At 44.3% G+C, this 17,972-nt stretch carries 13 protein-coding genes; 11 read left to right on the top strand and 2 right to left on the bottom strand.

Annotation, left to right across the window (positions count from 1 at the left end):
* The first annotated feature begins 314 nt into the window (after positions 1 to 314).
* The 6 genes from IX31_RS07665 to IX31_RS07640 all read left to right on the top strand — a co-directional run bounded on the left by IX31_RS07665 (position 315) and on the right by IX31_RS07640 (position 7,129).
* The gene (locus IX31_RS07665) at positions 315 to 1,427 is read left to right on the top strand and encodes an AI-2E family transporter (protein ID WP_034456797.1); all 1,113 of its coding nucleotides are present in this window, start codon (positions 315 to 317) and stop codon (positions 1,425 to 1,427) included.
* Positions 1,417 to 2,940, top strand: a complete 1,524-nt coding sequence (locus IX31_RS07660) for an efflux transporter outer membrane subunit (protein ID WP_034456795.1) — start codon at positions 1,417 to 1,419, stop codon at positions 2,938 to 2,940. The genes IX31_RS07665 and IX31_RS07660 overlap by 11 nt, the downstream gene beginning before the upstream one ends.
* Positions 2,937 to 4,031, top strand: coding sequence for an HlyD family secretion protein (locus tag IX31_RS07655; RefSeq protein WP_034456793.1), 1,095 nt, complete (start codon positions 2,937 to 2,939; stop codon positions 4,029 to 4,031). The genes IX31_RS07660 and IX31_RS07655 overlap by 4 nt, the downstream gene beginning before the upstream one ends.
* Positions 4,032 to 4,039: 8 nt before the next feature.
* The gene (locus IX31_RS07650) at positions 4,040 to 5,053 is read left to right on the top strand and encodes a DUF2955 domain-containing protein (protein ID WP_034456791.1); all 1,014 of its coding nucleotides are present in this window, start codon (positions 4,040 to 4,042) and stop codon (positions 5,051 to 5,053) included.
* Between the two features lie 10 nt (positions 5,054 to 5,063).
* Complete coding sequence (locus IX31_RS07645; protein WP_034456788.1) at positions 5,064 to 5,489, top strand: ion channel; 426 nt, start codon at positions 5,064 to 5,066, stop codon at positions 5,487 to 5,489.
* A 236-nt stretch (positions 5,490 to 5,725) separates the two neighbouring features.
* Positions 5,726 to 7,129 (top strand): diguanylate cyclase, encoded by a 1,404-nt coding sequence (locus IX31_RS07640; RefSeq protein ID WP_034456786.1) that lies wholly within the window; start codon positions 5,726 to 5,728, stop codon positions 7,127 to 7,129.
* Positions 7,130 to 7,189: 60 nt separating this feature from the next.
* Here the strand turns inward: IX31_RS07640 and IX31_RS07635 are convergent, their stop codons facing one another.
* Positions 7,190 to 8,614 (bottom strand): sugar porter family MFS transporter, encoded by a 1,425-nt coding sequence (locus tag IX31_RS07635; RefSeq protein ID WP_034456784.1) that lies wholly within the window; start codon positions 8,612 to 8,614, stop codon positions 7,190 to 7,192.
* 407 nt (positions 8,615 to 9,021) lie between these two features.
* Between IX31_RS07635 and IX31_RS07630 the strand changes: the two genes are divergently transcribed.
* The 5 genes from IX31_RS07630 (at position 9,022) to IX31_RS07610 (ending at position 17,117) form a co-directional block, all read left to right on the top strand.
* The gene (locus IX31_RS07630; protein ID WP_034456779.1) at positions 9,022 to 9,603 is read left to right on the top strand and encodes a sugar O-acetyltransferase; all 582 of its coding nucleotides are present in this window, start codon (positions 9,022 to 9,024) and stop codon (positions 9,601 to 9,603) included.
* A gap of 54 nt (positions 9,604 to 9,657) precedes the next feature.
* The gene (locus IX31_RS07625; RefSeq protein WP_034456777.1) at positions 9,658 to 11,268 is read left to right on the top strand and encodes an FAD-NAD(P)-binding protein; all 1,611 of its coding nucleotides are present in this window, start codon (positions 9,658 to 9,660) and stop codon (positions 11,266 to 11,268) included.
* An 803-nt stretch (positions 11,269 to 12,071) separates the two neighbouring features.
* On the top strand, positions 12,072 to 14,207 hold the full coding sequence (locus IX31_RS07620; protein ID WP_034456774.1) for an EAL domain-containing protein: 2,136 nt from the start codon (positions 12,072 to 12,074) through the stop codon (positions 14,205 to 14,207).
* A 57-nt stretch (positions 14,208 to 14,264) separates the two neighbouring features.
* On the top strand, positions 14,265 to 16,475 hold the full coding sequence (locus tag IX31_RS07615) for a sensor domain-containing phosphodiesterase (RefSeq protein WP_051880590.1): 2,211 nt from the start codon (positions 14,265 to 14,267) through the stop codon (positions 16,473 to 16,475).
* Between the two features lie 30 nt (positions 16,476 to 16,505).
* On the top strand, positions 16,506 to 17,117 hold the full coding sequence (locus IX31_RS07610) for a helix-turn-helix domain-containing protein (protein WP_034456772.1): 612 nt from the start codon (positions 16,506 to 16,508) through the stop codon (positions 17,115 to 17,117).
* A 66-nt stretch (positions 17,118 to 17,183) separates the two neighbouring features.
* Here IX31_RS07610 and IX31_RS07605 read toward each other — a convergent pair whose 3' ends face one another.
* Positions 17,184 to 17,855, bottom strand: coding sequence for a class I SAM-dependent methyltransferase (locus IX31_RS07605; RefSeq protein ID WP_338390762.1), 672 nt, complete (start codon positions 17,853 to 17,855; stop codon positions 17,184 to 17,186).
* Between the last annotated feature and the right edge of the window lie 117 nt (positions 17,856 to 17,972).

Here is a 17,972-nt window from a genome sequence, read left to right as displayed (position 1 = left end):
GTTTTTACCAGTGCTAAGTTCTGATTTTTTATTTGTATTTTTATGGAAAATGCTATCGAAAATAGAATGTCGCTATATAGATTATTTTTTTATGTTTGTTTTTAGATGGTAAGCCTGGCTGCTGCCCCTTTTGTGCCATTTTTGCAGTAATGTCTGTTTGTTCTATTATCAAAATAGTTAATAAAAACCAACGGGTTTATATTACTGGGCGCAATCTATTTTTTTAAATGCAATGCCAGCGATCTGCTGTCCCGGCCATTAATACTCAAGGCCTGGATAGTCACGTAGTCTCTATCACCTGGAATAACTGCATCATGGAAATTAATGATACCCCCTTAGCTGAGAAAAGATTGGTTGCCAGATTTCTGGATATGTTCATCAAATTTGGTCTCATCCTCGCACTAGCCTCCTTCTGTTTTACTGTCATTTCACCTTTTATGAATATGCTGCTGTGGGCACTTATTCTGGCGGTGACTCTCTATCCGCTTCATCAACGTTTTGCTGCGCGTATGGGGAATAAACAGGGATGGGCTGCGACCTTACTGGTGTTGCTGGGTGTGTTACTCATCGTTGTACCTACCATCGCGATGATTAGCTCCCTGGGTGATAGCGTCAGTGCTCTTATTACGAAAGTAACCAGCGATAGCCTGGTCATCCCGCAGCCTTCAAATCGCCTGGTTGCAATACCCATTGTGGGCGAAAAAATCTATGTAGTGTGGATGAAGGCCGCGACAGATTTACCGGCCTTAGTTAAAAGCTATGGCCCGCAGCTTGGGGAGATTACCCGCCAGGTTATTACCATTCTGGCTAGCATGAGTGGTGGTTTGATTGGCTTTGTATTCTCCTTTATCGTCGCCGGTATCATGATGGCCTGGGGCGCTTCGGGCGCAGCAAGTGCCACAAATATCGCCACACGTATCACCGATGAGAGAAAAGGCCCGGCCCTGACAAAACTCTGCACCAATACTATTCGTGCAGTTGCTATGGGGGTCATTGGTGTTGCCTTCATTCAGGCGTTGCTGGCCGGTATTGTGATGGCGTTCGCCGGTATTCCTGCCGTGGGGATCTTCTTCGTTCTGGCTCTGATTCTGGGTATTGCCCAGGTTCCGGTAATACTGGTTACTGCCCCGGCCATCGCGATTATGTGGATGACGGGCGACAACGGAACGGTGCTGAATATCATTTTCACTGTTCTGCTGATTATTGCCGGTATGGCGGACAACGTACTCAAACCTTTGTTGTTGGGGCGCGGTGTAGATGTGCCAATGCCTGTGGTGCTGTTGGGGGCGTTGGGAGGTATGGCGACCAACGGTATTCTCGGCATGTTTATTGGCGCGACCTTGCTTTCTATTGGCTATCGAATCTTCATGGCCTGGGTTAAAGAAGGTCCGTCTGGCCCGACGTTGAGCGGGCAAGATGCTCTGTGAAGACAGATTCAGGCGTCTGCTGGTAACAGGGGGCGCAAGTCTGGTCTTGAGCGCGTGTACCACTCTGGGACCCGACTATCAAACCCCGCAAGTTCCGGAGCTGACGCAATGGCAGCCAGTGGCGAAGAGTATGGTATCTGGTACATCCCAGAGCAGTTATGACCAGTGGTGGATACAGCTTAATGACCCGACGCTTACCATGCTCGTCAACGAGGCCTTGCGGAAAAACCCTGACGTTAAAATTGCCGGTCTGCGCCTGCTGGAGTCACGTGCGCAGTTGGGGATTGCAGAAAGCTTACTCTCACCTCAGGCAACTATTGGCGATGGGCAAGTCGTTACTGGCGGTCAACTACATGATGACCGTTACATTACCAGCACCAACTACGGCGCAGGATTTAACCTGGGATGGGAGATTGATTTCTGGGGCAAGTTCAAACGTGGTGTCGAATCTGCCGATGCGAGTTACTTCGCAACTCTTGCTCAATATGACGATATTCAGGTGCTGATGGCGGCACAAGTCGCACAACTGTATGTGAATATCCGTACGCTTGAAGCGCGCCTGCAAATTACCCATAGTAACGCCAAAATTCAGCAGCGTAGCCTGCAAATCACAGAACGTTTATTCCTCAGCGGCAACAGTGCTGAGCTGGATGTACAGCAGGCGAGAACTCAATATCTATCAACACTTTCAAGTATTCCTCAATTGGAAACCAGCCTGCGTCAGAGCCAGAACGCATTGAGCGTGCTGCTGGCGCGAAAACCAGGCCCGTTGCCCGAAATGGTCGATAACACAGGAGTTCTTCCGAAGGGCAATCTCGCGCTGGTGTCGGAATTGCCTGCAGATTTGCTGCGTCGTCGACCTGATGTACGTGCGGCTGAAAGGCAATTAGCGGCACAGTCAGCCTTAATAGGCGTGGCAGAAACTGAACTCTATCCATCTATTTCTCTTATCGGCAGCGTGGGAATTAGCGCCCGAAATGGCGGTAGCAGCACGCTGTCCTGGGCGGCGGGGCCGACATTCAGCTGGAACTTGCTTGATCAAGGGCGGTTGGGTAACCAGGTGCTGGTACAAGATGCGCGGTTCCTGCAACTGCATGAACGCTACCGGGATACGGTATTTCAGGCCGCACGTGAAGTGGATGATGCAGCCGTGGCTTACGCCAATGACAAACAAGAGATCGATCTGCTGATCCAAACTGGGCAAGCGGCAAACCGTTCTTTGGAAATCGCCAACACCCAATATCGTGAGGGCATGGCTGACTTCCAGCGTGTACTGGATTCACAAAGAGCCTTGTTCAATCAACAGGAGCGGCTAGTGAATAGCCGTGGTGCGCTGATGCGCGATCTGATTACGCTCTATAAGGCTCTGGGCGGTGGTTGGGAGAAAGGGCGTGAGCGCCCGCTGGTTGATAAGCAAACCGATGCTCATTTGCGCCAGCGTGATAACTGGGTGCCTTTATTGGATGCCCCTTTGCCATCAGCAACGTTACCCAAAGAAGGTAAACAGCAATGACAGAATCCTCATCTCCGGCGGGGCAAGCCAGTCGACGTGGAGTGATAGGTCTCCTCGTGGTTATTATTTTGTTGCTTTGCTGGTATTTGGCGGCGGACCGCCTCACGCCTTATACCTCTCAGGCGAGGATTCAGGCATTTGTTATCCCTATTGCTGCGGAAGTGGGAGGGCAAATCCAAAAGGTCTATGTCCGCGATAATCAGGAAGTCTCGCCGGGGGATAAGCTGTTTGAGCTTGATCCCGAACCTTATGACATCGCGCTGGCTAAGGCTCGCTCAGACTATGAAACGGTGCTCAGTTCGGTCAAAGCCAATAATGAAACCATTGCCGCGGCCAAAGCAGGTTTACAGGCAGCGACAGCCGCTTATCAAAATGCGGCTAAAGACGCCGAACGTCAGGAGCGTTTGTATCGTGAAGATCCTGGCACCATCTCAGTTCGTCGCCTCGAAGTGGCACAAGCCACGCGGGAAACAGCGCGTAGCCAGATGGCCGCAGCTGCCGCTGATGTGCGTCGAGCGACGGAAGCGGCGGGCATTTCCGGGGAAAATAACTCACAGCTGCTGAGCGCTCGCTCTGCGGTGCAAAAAGCCGAACTGGACCGGAAAAATATCATAGTCGTTGCGACTAACCGCGGGCTGGTGACGGATCTACGGACTGACATCGGCCAGTTTCTTGGTGCGGGAGCTCCCGTTATGACGTTGGTGGCGATAAACGATGTCTGGATCAGCGCGGATATGACCGAAAATAACATCGGCAATGTGAATATCGGTGATGAAGTCGCCATATTGCTCGACAGCATGCCGGGGCATATTTTCAAAGGTCAGGTGCGCAGTATTAGTTATGGCGTAAGTGCTACACAGAGCCAGCCTGCGGGTGTTCTGCCTACGGTCGATAATAGCCGTGACTGGTTACGCCAGGCGCAGCGGTTCCCGGTAAAAATTGCCTTTGTTAAAGACGATTTCCCCCCGGTTAAAAACTTGCGGGTCGGTGGGCAGGCGGATGTATTGGTCTATGCCAATGGTGCTGGCGTAATGAGCTTCTTCGGAAGCATCTACATACGACTGATGAGCTGGTTCTCGTATATCTACTGAGGTAGGCCATGCATAACGGGGATCGTGCGGTACTGAGAATGGGAGTGGGATCGGCCATTGCGGCTCTGGTCTGCTACGGCCTTGCTCTACCGATGCCGCATTTGGGCTGCATTATGGCCTGGATTGTGTTGTGTCAGGGGAAACCTTTGCCTATCAAAAAGGGGATGGTTGTTGGCTTAGTGCTGACGATGACCATGATTGGTGGCGTGCTGATGGTGCCTTTACTGACGCACTACCCGTTTCCTGCACTGCTATTTACGGCGCTACTGCTTTACCTGCTGATGTTGATGGGGCTTAGAGGGAAGGGGACTCAGGCCATGCTACTGACGACGGCCATTACCATCATTCCGATTGCCGGACTTATCGAGCAGTCACTTGCTATTGGTATTGCCCAAATGATGGGGCTTGGCATCATCATTGGTACGGTGGTTAACCGGTTTGCGTTAGTGCTGTTCCCGCCGCAGGCCACACCTGCTTCAGCAGTTAAGGTGCTGCTGCCTCCTCAATCTCCACACCAGCTGGCGTTGCGTGCGGTGCTTATTGTATTGCCGGTGTGGTTGTTAGCGTTAAGCAACCCTGCGTTTTATATCCCGGCGGTGATGAAAACGGTGATGCTGGCACAGCAAACCAACACGCTTGCGGCAAAACAGGTCGGGAAAGAGTTGGTGCTATCGACGCTGATGGGAGCGCTGTTGGCTATGGTGATGTGGTTTGGGCTTAGCATCTGGCCTTCATTCCTGATGCTGGTGCTCTGGATGGCTCTCGTTAGTCTTTGGGTTGCGCGACGTTTGGTTCGATTAGCGGTTAGCCGATTTACCCCCTCTTTCTGGAGTAATGCCTGGGTCACCTGCCTGATTCTGTTTGGCCCAGCAATTCAGGACAGTGCTTCCGGCAAAGATGTCTGGCTGGCATCGCTGATGCGCTGTTCTCTATATGTTGCTGTTGCCCTGTATGGCTGGGCATGTGTGGTGCTGTTTGAACGCTGGCAGTTGGCTGGTCGCCCAACTGCCGAAACCGACTAAGGGGGTTAAAATGTTGTTGGTCTTGATTACTGGGATGCCTGTCATTCTGTGCAATATGTTGCTGCAATCACTTATGTCTATTTGGTGCATTCGCTTTTACATCAAGCGTTTCCACCAGAGAGAAGGGATGTTGTATGGCGTACTGGCGTTGTTCGGCATCATCATTATTGTATTGCTGGGTAATCTGCTGCAAATCATGCTGTGGGGAATTTTGTTTCTGTGGCTGGGGGAGTTTTCTTCGTTGCAAGAGGCTGTTTATCACTCTGGCGTTAATTTTGCCACGTTAGGTTATGGCGATATCGTGATGAGTACGAAATGGAAGCTGCTTGGCCCACTCGAAGCGGTGAATGGTGCGCTGATGATTGGGTTGTCTGGTGCCAGCATGCTGGCAGTGCTACAGCACCATATCCGCAAGCAGTTGGGGAGTTTTAAGTAATCTATTTTTATCTGGCAGCAGGTTTTTTAGTATTGCGGCAATACTGGGTTCCATGGCAGTAGAATTGACGCATTTAAAACAGTTTAGCTTGTTGAAATGTGGTGAGTTTAAGAAAGGATATTATATATACCTGGAAAGGATAATATTATACAAAAAACAGAGGTTGATATAATATTCAGAACACTTGGGAATTCCTTAATAGAATTAATATCTCGCGAAGAATAAATGTTACACTTATGAAAAACATCCAACCTCTTAATTACGATATTATTAAAAATGAGTGGCAGTTGTTAATTAATAATACAAATACTGCAACTCATCAGATCCTTATGAACCTTAGTGATCAGGAGGTCTGGCAACTGGTTGATGCGTATTATCAATATATGTTGCAGGATGAGAAGGCAAAATTATTTCTTAGCACCGCTCAAGTTGAGGAGAGACTTAGCGCCAGTATGAACAACTGGTTGCGAAAAGTGCTGGGTAGTTCGTGTGAAGATTTATCTGAGTTAATTACTCATCAGCGCAATGTTGGTGAGGTTCACGCTCGTATCGGTCTGCCTATCGATCTTGTCGCCCGTGGCGCCAGAAAGCTCAAGTATGAGCTGTTTCAATTGCTACTAAATAAACCGCTACTCTCAGAAAAAGAAATCAGCGATGCTATATTTTTCAGTGGCATGGCAATTGATTCGGCAATTGAAGTCATGACTGTTGCTTTTACGCCATCACATCAGAAAATGATGCACGATCAAGAGCATTTTCGCCTGCTGACGGTTTATGATGATATGAGCGTTGAACGTGAACGTCAGTTAGGTGCTTTGAAAGATTGGGAAAATCAGTTTATTTATAACATTGCGACCGAATTGCCCTTTGAAGAGCGTGTGCTACTCAGTGATTCTGAATTTGGGCTATGGTTTTCTCATAAAGGCCAGCATATTTTCAGGCAACCTGATTTAATTAAAAAAATCGACTCTCTGATCCAAAAAATAGACAGGCTTATTACCACTGAGTTTGCAAATGAATCATCAAATACTTTTAGTCGTATTCATCTGTTACGCCTGTTAAGGCAAGATATTGAACAGGTTAATATGATTCTTAGCTCTATATTTGAAGAGATAGTGAAAAGTGAGAATGGTAAAGATCCAATGACCAAACTACTCACTCGTCGCTTTATTCCGACGATTATGAGACGTGAGATCGCATTATCCATTAGTTCCGGCAAGCCTTTTACAATCGCTTTATTGGACATAGATTACTTCAAAAAAATCAATGATAACTATGGTCACGCCGTTGGTGATAACACTCTCAAAAGTATTGCGGTGTGGTTACATGAGTATGCACGCAGTAGTGATTATGTCTTCCGCTACGGTGGTGAAGAATTTATGTTATTGCTGGTGGAAACGACACTGTCTCAGGCTCAACTCTTAACGGAGCGCCTGCGCAATTATATTGCCAGCCAGAAGATTGAAGTCGATGTGGATACTTCATTTAATGTCACCATCAGTGCAGGTTTGGTCGAGTTTGATAACCATCCTGACTACCAGCGACTTATTAATAAAGCAGATAAAATGTTATATCAGGCAAAAAATAATGGTCGCAATTGTATTGAGAGTTACCCATTCGGCATGGATAACTCACTTTAATTGCCAGATGAAATAGATAAACCCTGACTGATGAGGTCAGGGTTTATTGCTCTGGCGGAGTTACTGCCCAATATGACGCAGCTTTTCACCTGCCATCAGTTTCTTCTCAATGTGTTCGAGCGTGACATTTTTTGTTTCTGGAATTAGCCAGAACGTAACGCCAATAAATGCAATATTAAGTCCGGTATACAACCAGAATGTGGCCGCCGGGCCTACTGCATCTAACAGGCTCAGGAACGTTGCACCAATTATCATGTTCGACACCCAGTTAGTGGTGGTTGAACAGGTAATCCCAAAATCACGGCTTTTCAGCGGCTGAATTTCGGAGCACAGAATCCAGACTACAGGTGCGGCACTCATCGCATAACCTGCGATACACATCATAGTCATACCTACCGACAGGTAAGACAAACCTTCTGAAGCATTGCCATTATCAAACTGCATCAGGCAGTAACCTAACACCAGCGTACCAACAGCCATAACGCTAAAACCAATTTTCAGTGCTGGTTTACGTCCTGCTTTATCGACCATGAAAATAGCAATGAAGGTGGCGAGCATAAACGTCAGGCCGACAACAATGGTTGCCATCATCTGTTCATGCGTGGTTGTGAAACCCGCCATTTCAAAGATTTTTGGTGCGTAATACATAATGATATTCATGCCGGTGAACTGCTGCATCGCTTGCAACAACATGCCCAGGAATACGGCGCGGCGCACATTGCTGTTCATTTTGAACAGTTCCCAACCGTGCTGTTTTAGCTTGAGGCTTTCACGGATATCCTGCAATTCCTGGCGCGCTTTCTCGGAAGTGTCTCGCAATTTACTTAATACTTCTTCGGCTTCAATATGTCGCCCTTTAGCTGCCAGCCAACGTGGGCTATTAGGCAAAAAGACGACCAAAATCAGCAGCAGGAATGCCGGAATTGCCAGTATGCCAAGCATCATTCGCCAGTCGCCGCTGTAGCTCAGGGCCGTATCTGATAAGAACGCCAGCAAAATACCCAGAGTCACCATCAGCTGATACATGCTGATCATTTTCCCACGAATATCTTCCGTTGCCATTTCAGAGAGATATAGAGGAGCTGTGTATGAAGCAATCCCCACAGCCATCCCAAGGACGACGCGTGAGATCATCAATATTTCAACCGTTGGCGCCAGGGCTGAGCCGAGTGAGCCGATAATAAATAATATTGCTCCTGCCATAAGACTATATTTGCGACCCAACGCAGATGAGAGCCAGCCGTTTGCGAGTGCCCCCATTGCCGCGCCTAGCATCATGGTACTCACAACCCACTCTTGCTGTTGGCTATTTAAAGTAAAGTGCTGAGTAATAAAGGGTAAAGCACCAGAAATCACTCCGATATCAAGTCCAAATAACAGGCCCGCCACCGCCGCAGAAACGGAAACAAACAGTGTCATTCGGCGCGAGTCGCGCGCTCTGGTATTGAGGTGACTGGGGTAACCAGGCAGTACTTCATTAGACATAATAAATCTCCAAAATCCCGCAAGCTCAATGTAGTTTCCGAAAACGAATGACTGCACTTTATAAGATCTTTTCAGAAAGTGTCTGACTCCGGGTAGGCAGATATATGGATTATTTTGCTGTGGTGATCATTTGTGTGATGAGTGCGACATAATTGATAAATTCAGTGAATAGCAAGGTAACTATATAAATAACAATAAGATGGTTTGGTTTTTTAGATGTTTTTATCAGGTGGGACCATAGCGATACAAAAAAACAGTATGGATAAATTTTGTGCTACTTTTCGGTGTTGTAAGAACCAACTGAATATATTGACGTTTGTGCTGACTATGTAGTTTGCGGAAGGTCGTTATTTATCAGCGCTAAAAAATATGATTTAACAACATCAATAGCCTGTGAGGAGTTGAGAATGCGCGAATTTAGCAAAATGGTGAGTGGTGAAAATTATAATATTAACGACCCAGAGTTACGTGAAATTCGTTACCGGGTACGCGATATCGTTGATGAGTTTAATGCGTTGAACGCCCGTGCAGTTACTGAAAAAGAGAGGCTAATTCGCACAATATTTGGCAGTGTTGGCGAGAATGTTCATTTCGAAAAAGGGATGCGGATTGATTACGGCTGTAATACCCATATTGGTAATAATGTATTTATTAATTTCAATTTTGTGCTCCTGGATTGTGCGCCAGTGACGATTGGTAATAACGTATTTATTGCTCCTGATGTACAAATTTATACCGCTCAGCACCCACTGGACCCTGAGATGCGAAACCAACATATTGGCAGCGCACGTCCGGTCGTTATTGGTGATGATGTATGGATCGGTGGGGGATCTATTATTTTGCCGGGTGTCACTATTGGTAAAGGCAGCACTATAGGTGCTGGAAGCGTAGTGAAACATGATATTCCTGCCGGAGTCATTGCCGCAGGTAACCCATGCCAGGTAAAACGAATTTGTTTGGCCGATAAATTGCCAGAATCCGTTGAATGAGCCTAATCTCAACAGAGAGATGGAAGACTTTATAACAACGGTGGGTGCAGATTGATGAAAAGAATCGCTATTGTCGGCGCGGGCCCTACGGGCATTTACACTCTTTTCTCCCTTCTTAAGAAGCAAGTGCCCCTCTCCATTTCTGTCTATGAGCAGGGGAGTGAGGCAGGGGTTGGTATGCCTTACAGTGATGAAGAAAACTCGCGAATGATGCTGGCCAATATTGCCAGCATCGAAATCCCGCCTATTTTTTCGACCTACATCGACTGGTTGCGCAGCCAAAGTGAAGATCATCTGGCGCGTTATGGTGTTCGCCATGACTCACTTCATATCAGACAGTTTTTACCGCGTATTCTTCTTGGCGAGTACTTCCGCGATCAGTTTATGGAGCTGGTTGTTCAGGCAAAAGAGCAAGGGTTCCATGTGGAGGTTCATGAATCGTGCCAGGTCACCGATCTGGAGGCGACTAACGAGGGTGTAAAACTGTGGGCGGAAGGCGAACCTTCGCCTGCGTTGTTTGATCTCGCCGTGATTGCCACCGGGCATGTCTGGCCTGATGAGGAGAAGTCGACTCGCACCTTTTTCCCAAGCCCATGGTCGGGGCTGATGGAGGCAAAAATAGGCGCGTGTAAGGTTGGAATTATGGGGACATCGCTGAGTGCTCTGGATGCCGCAATGGCAGTGGTTATCCAGCATGGCGAGTTTGTTGAATCGGAGCGAGAGCAAATCCATTTCAATCTCGATGAGGGGAGCGAAAAGCTTCGCATTGTGCTTATGTCCCGATCGGGTATTTTGCCGGAAGCTGATTTTTACTGTCCAATTCCTTACGAGCCATTAACTATCGTGACGCAAGAGGCGATTGATCACGAAATTTCAGCAGGAGCCGATGGCCTTCTCAATCGGGTTTTCGGCCTGATGGTTAAGGAAATTGAATGTGCTGACCCGGCCTGGAGCAAACATCTGGCGCTCAATACCCTGGATGCCGATAGTTTTGCTAAGGCCTGGTTTGCTGACAGAAAAATGAACGACCCGTTTCACTGGGCTGAAGCCAATCTTTATGAAGTTGAACGCAATAAGCGCGACAAGCGAACGGTTCCCTGGCGTTACGTGATTCTTCGCTTACATGAAGCCGTCCAGCCGATTGTGCCTTATCTGGACGAGCAGGATCGGGAACGTTTTAACGTGGGACTTGCACGAGTGTTCATCGATAATTACGCCGCAATACCATCGCAATCAATTCGACGTTTACTGGCGTTACGTGAGGCCGGGATAATCAGCGTCCTTACGCTCGGGCCGGATTATAAGATGGATGTAAAAGAGCAACAGACGGAGATTTCCGTCGGGCAAAATGTTTATAAGTTTGACGTTTTTATTGATGCCCGAGGGCAAAAGCCGCTTAAGACCAAAGATCTACCGTTTCCTGCTTTACGAAAACAGCTCGAGTCTGGCGGCGATGATATTCCCGATGTCGGTGAGGACTACACATTACTACAACCGGAATCTGTACGTGGGCGCATTGCTTTTGGGGCGATACCTTATCTGATGCACGATCAACCCTTTGTTCAGGGGCTGACTGTCTGTGCGGAAATAGGAGAAGCTATGGCTAAGGGGATATTTGAGTCTGCGCCCAATACGCGCAGGCGATTACCGTATTCGGATGGGTAATTTTAAAGCAAGGGCTGCTATGTCGGCAGCCCCTGAATATCATCTATACGCATCTCAAACATTGGCTGAAATGGGCCATAGCGACGAAACCATTTTTTAATGATGCGTATTTTCCTGCCCATAGACCCTTCTGTGGAAAATACCTGGTACCACCACGAGCTGGTAAGCCAATTAAACAGATAACGGTAATCACACAACTTTCGTGATCGCCAGGTCAGGGGTTATAAACTAATTCATTGTTACAATAAATTGATGCTAACCATCAAGGCTTTCTGGTTAGACGCTATATTCATTCCAAATAAACAATAGTAACAAACACTTACATTGTTGTTTGTTTATTATTCGCCTGTTCGTTATATCACATGTTTTCACTCTTAAATTATGCAAAAAAATATTCTATTTTAATTTTCTGTAATTAAAAAAACATCGCAAGGCAAATTAACATTTTATTAAAACTTAATCATATAACTAAACAATCTGATAGGTTTTATCGATCTATTGTTGGTGAATGATCTATGTGACCTATTGATTAAATCTATCGAAATTAATTTATTGATCGTTTATATCGATCTGTGTTTATATATTAAGCATGCTAATGGCTTTCGCGCTAACACCCTCATGATATGTGAGATTGGTTGCATCATAAGCAGTAAAATATATGCATCTTTCCAGTAACATGAATTAGTAAGAAACTCTGATGAATTAAAGTTAGTAAATTAATTTCCGTGGTTGGAAATATTCATAATATTTATAAATATAGTTGCCAGTCAGGTAATAAATGTCCAAAAAAGAGTATTTTTGAGATGAGTACATGGTTTCAGAACACTTTTATTTATCAGCTCAATAACAGTAGGATTTTGTTATTTAATAACCGAATTATAAAATCTATTGTTGCAAGCTCATTAGCTATTGTTCCCTTTGCCATCATCCGTGCGCTACTTCTCGTGAGCTCAATTGTCTGTAACCAGTTGGGATGGGGGAGTTTTTCTGTACAGCTGTTCCAGCTACAAGAAACGCTTACAGACTTTATGCCGATCGCAATAAATGCCTTTATGGCCTTGCATTGGGCAATTCGTAATCGCTATTCAGTTATCCACTTTCTGACCATTAATTTATGTAGCTTGCTATTTATTAGCAGGGTTATCAGTAATGACAAGCTTTTCTTCTTTGATATAACTGTTCCCTTGGCATTACTTTCCGGCATCACAGTCAATTTTTTGCTGGAAAAGGCCATAGCATTAGTCGATTCAATTCATTTCCTGAAAAGTAAAAGCCGAAAAACATCGGCTCTTTTCTTCGGTTCTGTACTCATCATCACCTTTGTGACACTGATTATTGGCGTGCTGGCTCATTCCATATATCTTTCAGTCTTCCCCGTAATATCTCAAACGCTACTGCACTCTTACCCTGATAACTTTGTAGATGGACTCATATATATTGTTCTGCGCTGCATACCGTGGTTCTTTGGAATTCATGGATATTTTATCTGTGCGGATATTGATGCCGGATTTATTGCCGATATGAATAGCAATATTGCAGCCTGGCATGCGGGACAAGCACAGCTAAATGTCATTAGCCCCGTTTTTTATAATATCTGGTGCACGATGGGTGGCACAGGGAACACCCTGGGAATGCTGTTGTGCATACTGTTGAATAAAAAATCACCGCATCGGCATATGCTTGGTTTGTCGCTTCCATTGTCACTATTTAATGTGAATGAACCACTGATCTTTGGCTTGCCGATAGTCATGAACCCCTTGCTGATTATCCCATTTGTTCTGGTGCCGGCTGTTTCCTATACGATAGCCTACACAGCAACGGTCTGGCATCTGGTGCCACCTGTTTCTGAAGCGGTGAACTGGAGTGTGCCACCTATTTTGAGCACCTGGCTTGCTACCGGGGGATCGGTCTCAGCTATTGTATTGAATATCGTTATTATTGGGATAAGCGCGCTTATCTACACACCCTTTGTTAGAAAATGGTCTATTAGCAAAACAAAAACGCCTGAGTTTAATTTGTTTTTACCCCCGACAAATTTGGACCTGGTTCCAGGGCATACGCTTCAGTCAGAAGAAAAATCTTATCTGGAGGCACTAAACAATGTGCAACAATTACAATCTAGTGGTCATTTCATTCTCTATTTTCAGCCTCAGGTACGGATTTCCGACCGTCGGATTATTGGTGTTGAGGCATTAATCCGCCATCAGGGTGAAGATGGGAAAATTACACCGCCCATTTTCCTACAATACTATGATCGCCTCAACGCGATGGCTGATATAGATTTCTGGGTTATTGAGCAGTCTGTTAACTATCTACATCATCATCTTCAAGAATTTAATGAAATGACACTGTCGGTCAATGTCTCGGCACAAACACTATTAGACAAGAGACTATTTAAAGTCATATCCCAAGTGCTGGATAAACCTTTACCTCCAGGTTGGACTCTTGAGATGGAAATCACCGAGTCGCAAGCTGTTATCGACCCGGTTAATGTAACCTCGGTGCTGACAAAATTAAAATCAATGGGGATTCGTATTGCTCTTGATGACTTTGGGGCAGGGTACTCAACATTAAATTATCTGACACGTTATCCACTCGACAAGATAAAGCTTGATCGTTCACTTGTGCAGGGGCTTTCTGAAAATGGCGGGCTTCAATTTTTAAAACAAGTCACCAGGCTGTGTCGACTCACGCACTGCAATCTTGTTATTGAAGGTGTTGAAACTGAAGATGAGCTGCGGCAGGTTCTTATTGAAGGGATTGAAACTGACCAGGAACTTGCCCAGGTTTGCTCTGTTGGAATCGAACTTGCACAAGGATTCCTTTTCTGGCGTCCGTTGCCGGTAGAGAAATTATGTCAGGTGCTGAAAGAAAACCATCATTGCTCTAATAAGATTTCAACCTATGAAAAGGAACTTCAATTAACATCATCATGTTAATTCGAGCCTTAATCTCACACGGATGTTTTTTATATATTGAAAGATGGAAGTTTTTTAATGCAAATAAGTGCAGAGACCAGAAATACGACTAAACGCATGATTGAAGCGACTGTCTTGTTGTTTCTGTTTTATCATGTCTTTAGTTTACTGACGAGTAGTGCTGAAGTAGATGGGTTTGCTCTGACATTCTATGATCTTCGACTACCCTTGTTTACAGCACTGCTGGTTTTATATGGCGTCAGAGCTATACCTGCGCTCGGGTTGCTTTTTATCTATACTTTAAACACTCAATCAGTGTTGCAAAATCTCACTGTTTATTCACAGTTATTGTCTGCCACAATCAGTTGTCTGATATATTTTATTTCTGTTGGCAGCAAAGGTGCAGTCAGCTTTGGGCGCTACAAATTAAGATTTCAGCGGATCGGCTGGTTAGTTGTTTTTAATTCTGTAATGTTTGAGTGTATTCATCAGTTAATATTGTTTTTATTTCATTTTGATGAAGTTCTTTATGGTGACTTTTTTACCACCAAAAACTTGATTAACACTCAATGGGTGCTGACATCATGTCTTACTGGGGTGCCGTTCTGTTATCTGATTCTCAGATGTATAAGTAATACTGCATGGTGTTTACGATATGTTAATGAACAAAGAAAAATAATATTTTCAGGCTCACCTATAATCTATCGAATTTTATGGCTATGCTCTCTCATAGGCATCATGTATTGCTTACTATCAACTAAGCATATATTTCTATTATTTACAGGGTATGGTTTGTTATTGTTACTTCCGATAATGGTTTGGGGAACAGTAACTATTGGTCATTCTTTTATTGTTCCGATCTGGAGTGCTATTTTAATTCTGCTTGGATTCCACAGTGTCGGCTATTTAAATTATAATTACTCCGGTAGTGAACTGGAAAAACTTGAACCTTTGGCTACGGCCTCTGCCACAATATTAGTTGTGTCATTTTCTTTGGTTTTATCCGGGGTACTGGTTTCAAGTAATCGCTCATATATCAAAAAGATCACCAGGCTCATGCAGACGGAGTATTATACTGGTCTGCCTAATGTTTATGCACTCAAGAAATCTCTTATTGATTATCCAGGATCAGGGCTTGCTTTAATCCATTGCCCTGAGCTTTGGTCTTTGACGCAAACGCATGGTCTTAGTATTAGATTTATGTTCGTTAAATCATTGGCTGCTTATCTTCTTCCTCATCTTCAGGATAATGAAGATATATATTATCAACCCGGTTACGGCCTTTATATTCGACTTGGCACACCTGATAAAAAACATATCCAGGATATCTATTCATTAGTTAAGGTGTACCGTTTTTCGTATGGGAAAAATATATTCGGTATTAACTCCGGGCTGACTTATATGCAGAGTTTGCCAGAAAAATATAATTTATTAATGATTGTCGGTAAATTGTCTGCTGTCGCCGCGGAATCTCTAAATAGTGAAGTTCCGGTGATGGTGACCTGGGATGATAAAGACTGTATGAGTGTGGGAAGTAACATAACAAGTAATGACAATATACGGGGTGAGCTTCAAAGTGCTGTAGACAACCAGTCGTTTATACTTATGGCTCAGCCAATAATCTCATCACGCACAGATTCATATTATCATGAAGTTCTGATCCGTATCAGAAACAAAAATGGAAAGCTGTTATTCCCTGACGCTTTTCTACCTATTGCAGCGCAGGCGGGCATCCTTGCCCAACTAGATATGACCGTTATTGAACAAACGTTTAGATTTATACAGTCACTTGATGAATCTAAATCTGAGAGCAAGTTTAGTATTAATTTAGCACCGCGCACACTGCATCACATTCATTTTATTGACCAACTGACGATGTTATTTAAGAAGTATCAAATATCGCCGCACAGAATTATTTTTGAAATTGTCGAAACGGACATTATTGATACTCAGGTAGCTGCTTTAAAGCTTGAGAAGATGCGCAGTCTTGGTTGCAAGATAGCCATTGATGACTTTGGTACAGGTTGTTCCAGCTATTCTCGCCTTGAAGAAATAGATGCTGATATCCTTAAGATAGATGGTTCATTTATCCGCAAGATTCTTCATGACGACTTAAATCACTTTTTGGTGAGATCGTTTTGCACCGTCGCAAAAATTAAAAAAATGCAGGTTGTTGCCGAATTTGTGGAAAATGAAGAGATCAAGCAAGAGCTCATAAGAATGGGTGTGGATTGGCTACAGGGATACCATACAGGTAAGCCCGTACCAATTGAACAAGTAATAAATTAATCAAAAATATATTAATAGGGCGCTTATAATATGAACTATCGGTCGGATGTCGGACACTCAGTTAAAGTAGTCGGCGAAGAGATAGAAAAATGTAAACATGCATTTTTTGCGGTTAGAAAAAAGGGGCAGCATATAGAGCTCATTCAGGATAATCAGGTCGCATTCCTTAAGTCGGGCGTTGTTACTATTCACCGTATTGAAGATGGGCTATTGACTAACTCTATTAAAGCCCCCGCAGTTATTGGACTGGGGCATATACATGATATTGGGTTGACACATTTCATTCAGTGTAAAAGTGAATGTTCTATGTGGATCCTTGATTCAAATATTGCGTTTGATTTATTTACAGAAAAAAACTTATGGCAAGATGCTTTCTTTATCATCAGAAAGTATTTATATATTTGTATGCCTAAAGGAAAACTGATTCATAAATCATCGGCCAGGGAGATCGTTGTTGAACATTTAAAAGAAATTTGGGCTTTAGATGAATCTGAACGATACACAACATCTGTATACAATTTCATATTATCCAGGAATAATATATCGAGGAGTGCCATTCAAAAAGTAGTTAGAGAATTAGAAGATTCAGGTGATATAAAATTTTATCGCGGGAAATTGATTGAGTTGAATGAGATGGCTTGATTTTTATCACTAGCCATCGTAAGGAGGGTATCTGGCGATAAGAATTTCTTCTATAGAAAATAATAGTTAAATCGGCTTACAACAAATAGTCGCATGATCCCACCACGGGTTATGATTCAGATGGGTATAAATAATTGAGAACCCCTGAACGCTAATCTCTTCTTCCAGCAGCGTAAGAGGTTTTAATGTTCGCCATGGTTGACCATTTCTCATTAAATGGTAGTTATCGCTATCAAAATCTTTTAAGTTTTCAGGATCTTTCGGTTTTCCCGTCATTGTACTAATTACAGCGATACCTTCTGGTTTTATCAGGCGCCTTATTTCTGCAAGACATAACTCACGCTGTTTACCAATAAGGCAATGAAAGCAACTGCCATCAAAAATGACATCATATGAATCTGCTTTGAACTGCTGAAGATTACAGACATCGCCCTGGATAAAAATTCCTTTAAGTCCCAGAGTTAAAAATCGCTCTTTAGCCCACTTAATTGCAGTTTGTGAAATATCAACACCAGATACTTCATAGCCTCTCTCTGCCATATATTGAGAAGACATAGCACCATTTCCACAACCTAACTCCAGAAATGAAGCTCCGGGGGAGGGGAGGATATTACATTGTTCTAATTCTTGCAGAATGATACCTAATTGTTGATGAGCTCGCTTATAACCTTCGCCAGCCCATGCCTGCGCACCATTTTGCTTTAATAGTTGATATTGCTCTTCATAGATATTCATCATAACCACCGTTTTTCCAATTAATTACAGGATACGTTGATGGTACTATCTCTAAATTGGCACTCTGTGTACAACGGTGATCTCTTGAAATTTGATCTGGATTGCTTTGGTTGTGAATAG

This window comes from Buttiauxella noackiae (genome assembly GCF_000737905.1).
GTDB lineage: Bacteria > Pseudomonadota > Gammaproteobacteria > Enterobacterales > Enterobacteriaceae > Buttiauxella > Buttiauxella noackiae.
Note: the sequence above shows the minus strand (reverse complement) of the source record. Positions and strands in the feature narration are given on the sequence as shown.

Bases quoted from the DNA above. Each gene is read 5' to 3' on its own strand.
- IX31_RS07645 (WP_034456788.1), top strand. From the start codon at position 5,064: ATGTTGTTGGTCTTGATTACTGGGATGCCTGTCATTCTGTGCAATATG.
- IX31_RS07605 (WP_338390762.1), bottom strand. From the start codon at position 17,855: ATGATGAATATCTATGAAGAGCAATATCAACTATTAAAGCAAAATGGT.
- IX31_RS07660 (WP_034456795.1), top strand. From the start codon at position 1,417: ATGCTCTGTGAAGACAGATTCAGGCGTCTGCTGGTAACAGGGGGCGCA.
- IX31_RS07635 (WP_034456784.1), bottom strand. From the start codon at position 8,614: ATGTCTAATGAAGTACTGCCTGGTTACCCCAGTCACCTCAATACCAGA.
- IX31_RS07610 (WP_034456772.1), top strand. From the start codon at position 16,506: ATGAACTATCGGTCGGATGTCGGACACTCAGTTAAAGTAGTCGGCGAA.
- IX31_RS07625 (WP_034456777.1), top strand. From the start codon at position 9,658: ATGAAAAGAATCGCTATTGTCGGCGCGGGCCCTACGGGCATTTACACT.
- IX31_RS07655 (WP_034456793.1), top strand. From the start codon at position 2,937: ATGACAGAATCCTCATCTCCGGCGGGGCAAGCCAGTCGACGTGGAGTG.
- IX31_RS07650 (WP_034456791.1), top strand. From the start codon at position 4,040: ATGCATAACGGGGATCGTGCGGTACTGAGAATGGGAGTGGGATCGGCC.
- IX31_RS07620 (WP_034456774.1), top strand. From the start codon at position 12,072: ATGAGTACATGGTTTCAGAACACTTTTATTTATCAGCTCAATAACAGT.
- IX31_RS07615 (WP_051880590.1), top strand. From the start codon at position 14,265: ATGCAAATAAGTGCAGAGACCAGAAATACGACTAAACGCATGATTGAA.
- IX31_RS07665 (WP_034456797.1), top strand. From the start codon at position 315: ATGGAAATTAATGATACCCCCTTAGCTGAGAAAAGATTGGTTGCCAGA.
- IX31_RS07640 (WP_034456786.1), top strand. From the start codon at position 5,726: ATGAAAAACATCCAACCTCTTAATTACGATATTATTAAAAATGAGTGG.
- IX31_RS07630 (WP_034456779.1), top strand. From the start codon at position 9,022: ATGCGCGAATTTAGCAAAATGGTGAGTGGTGAAAATTATAATATTAAC.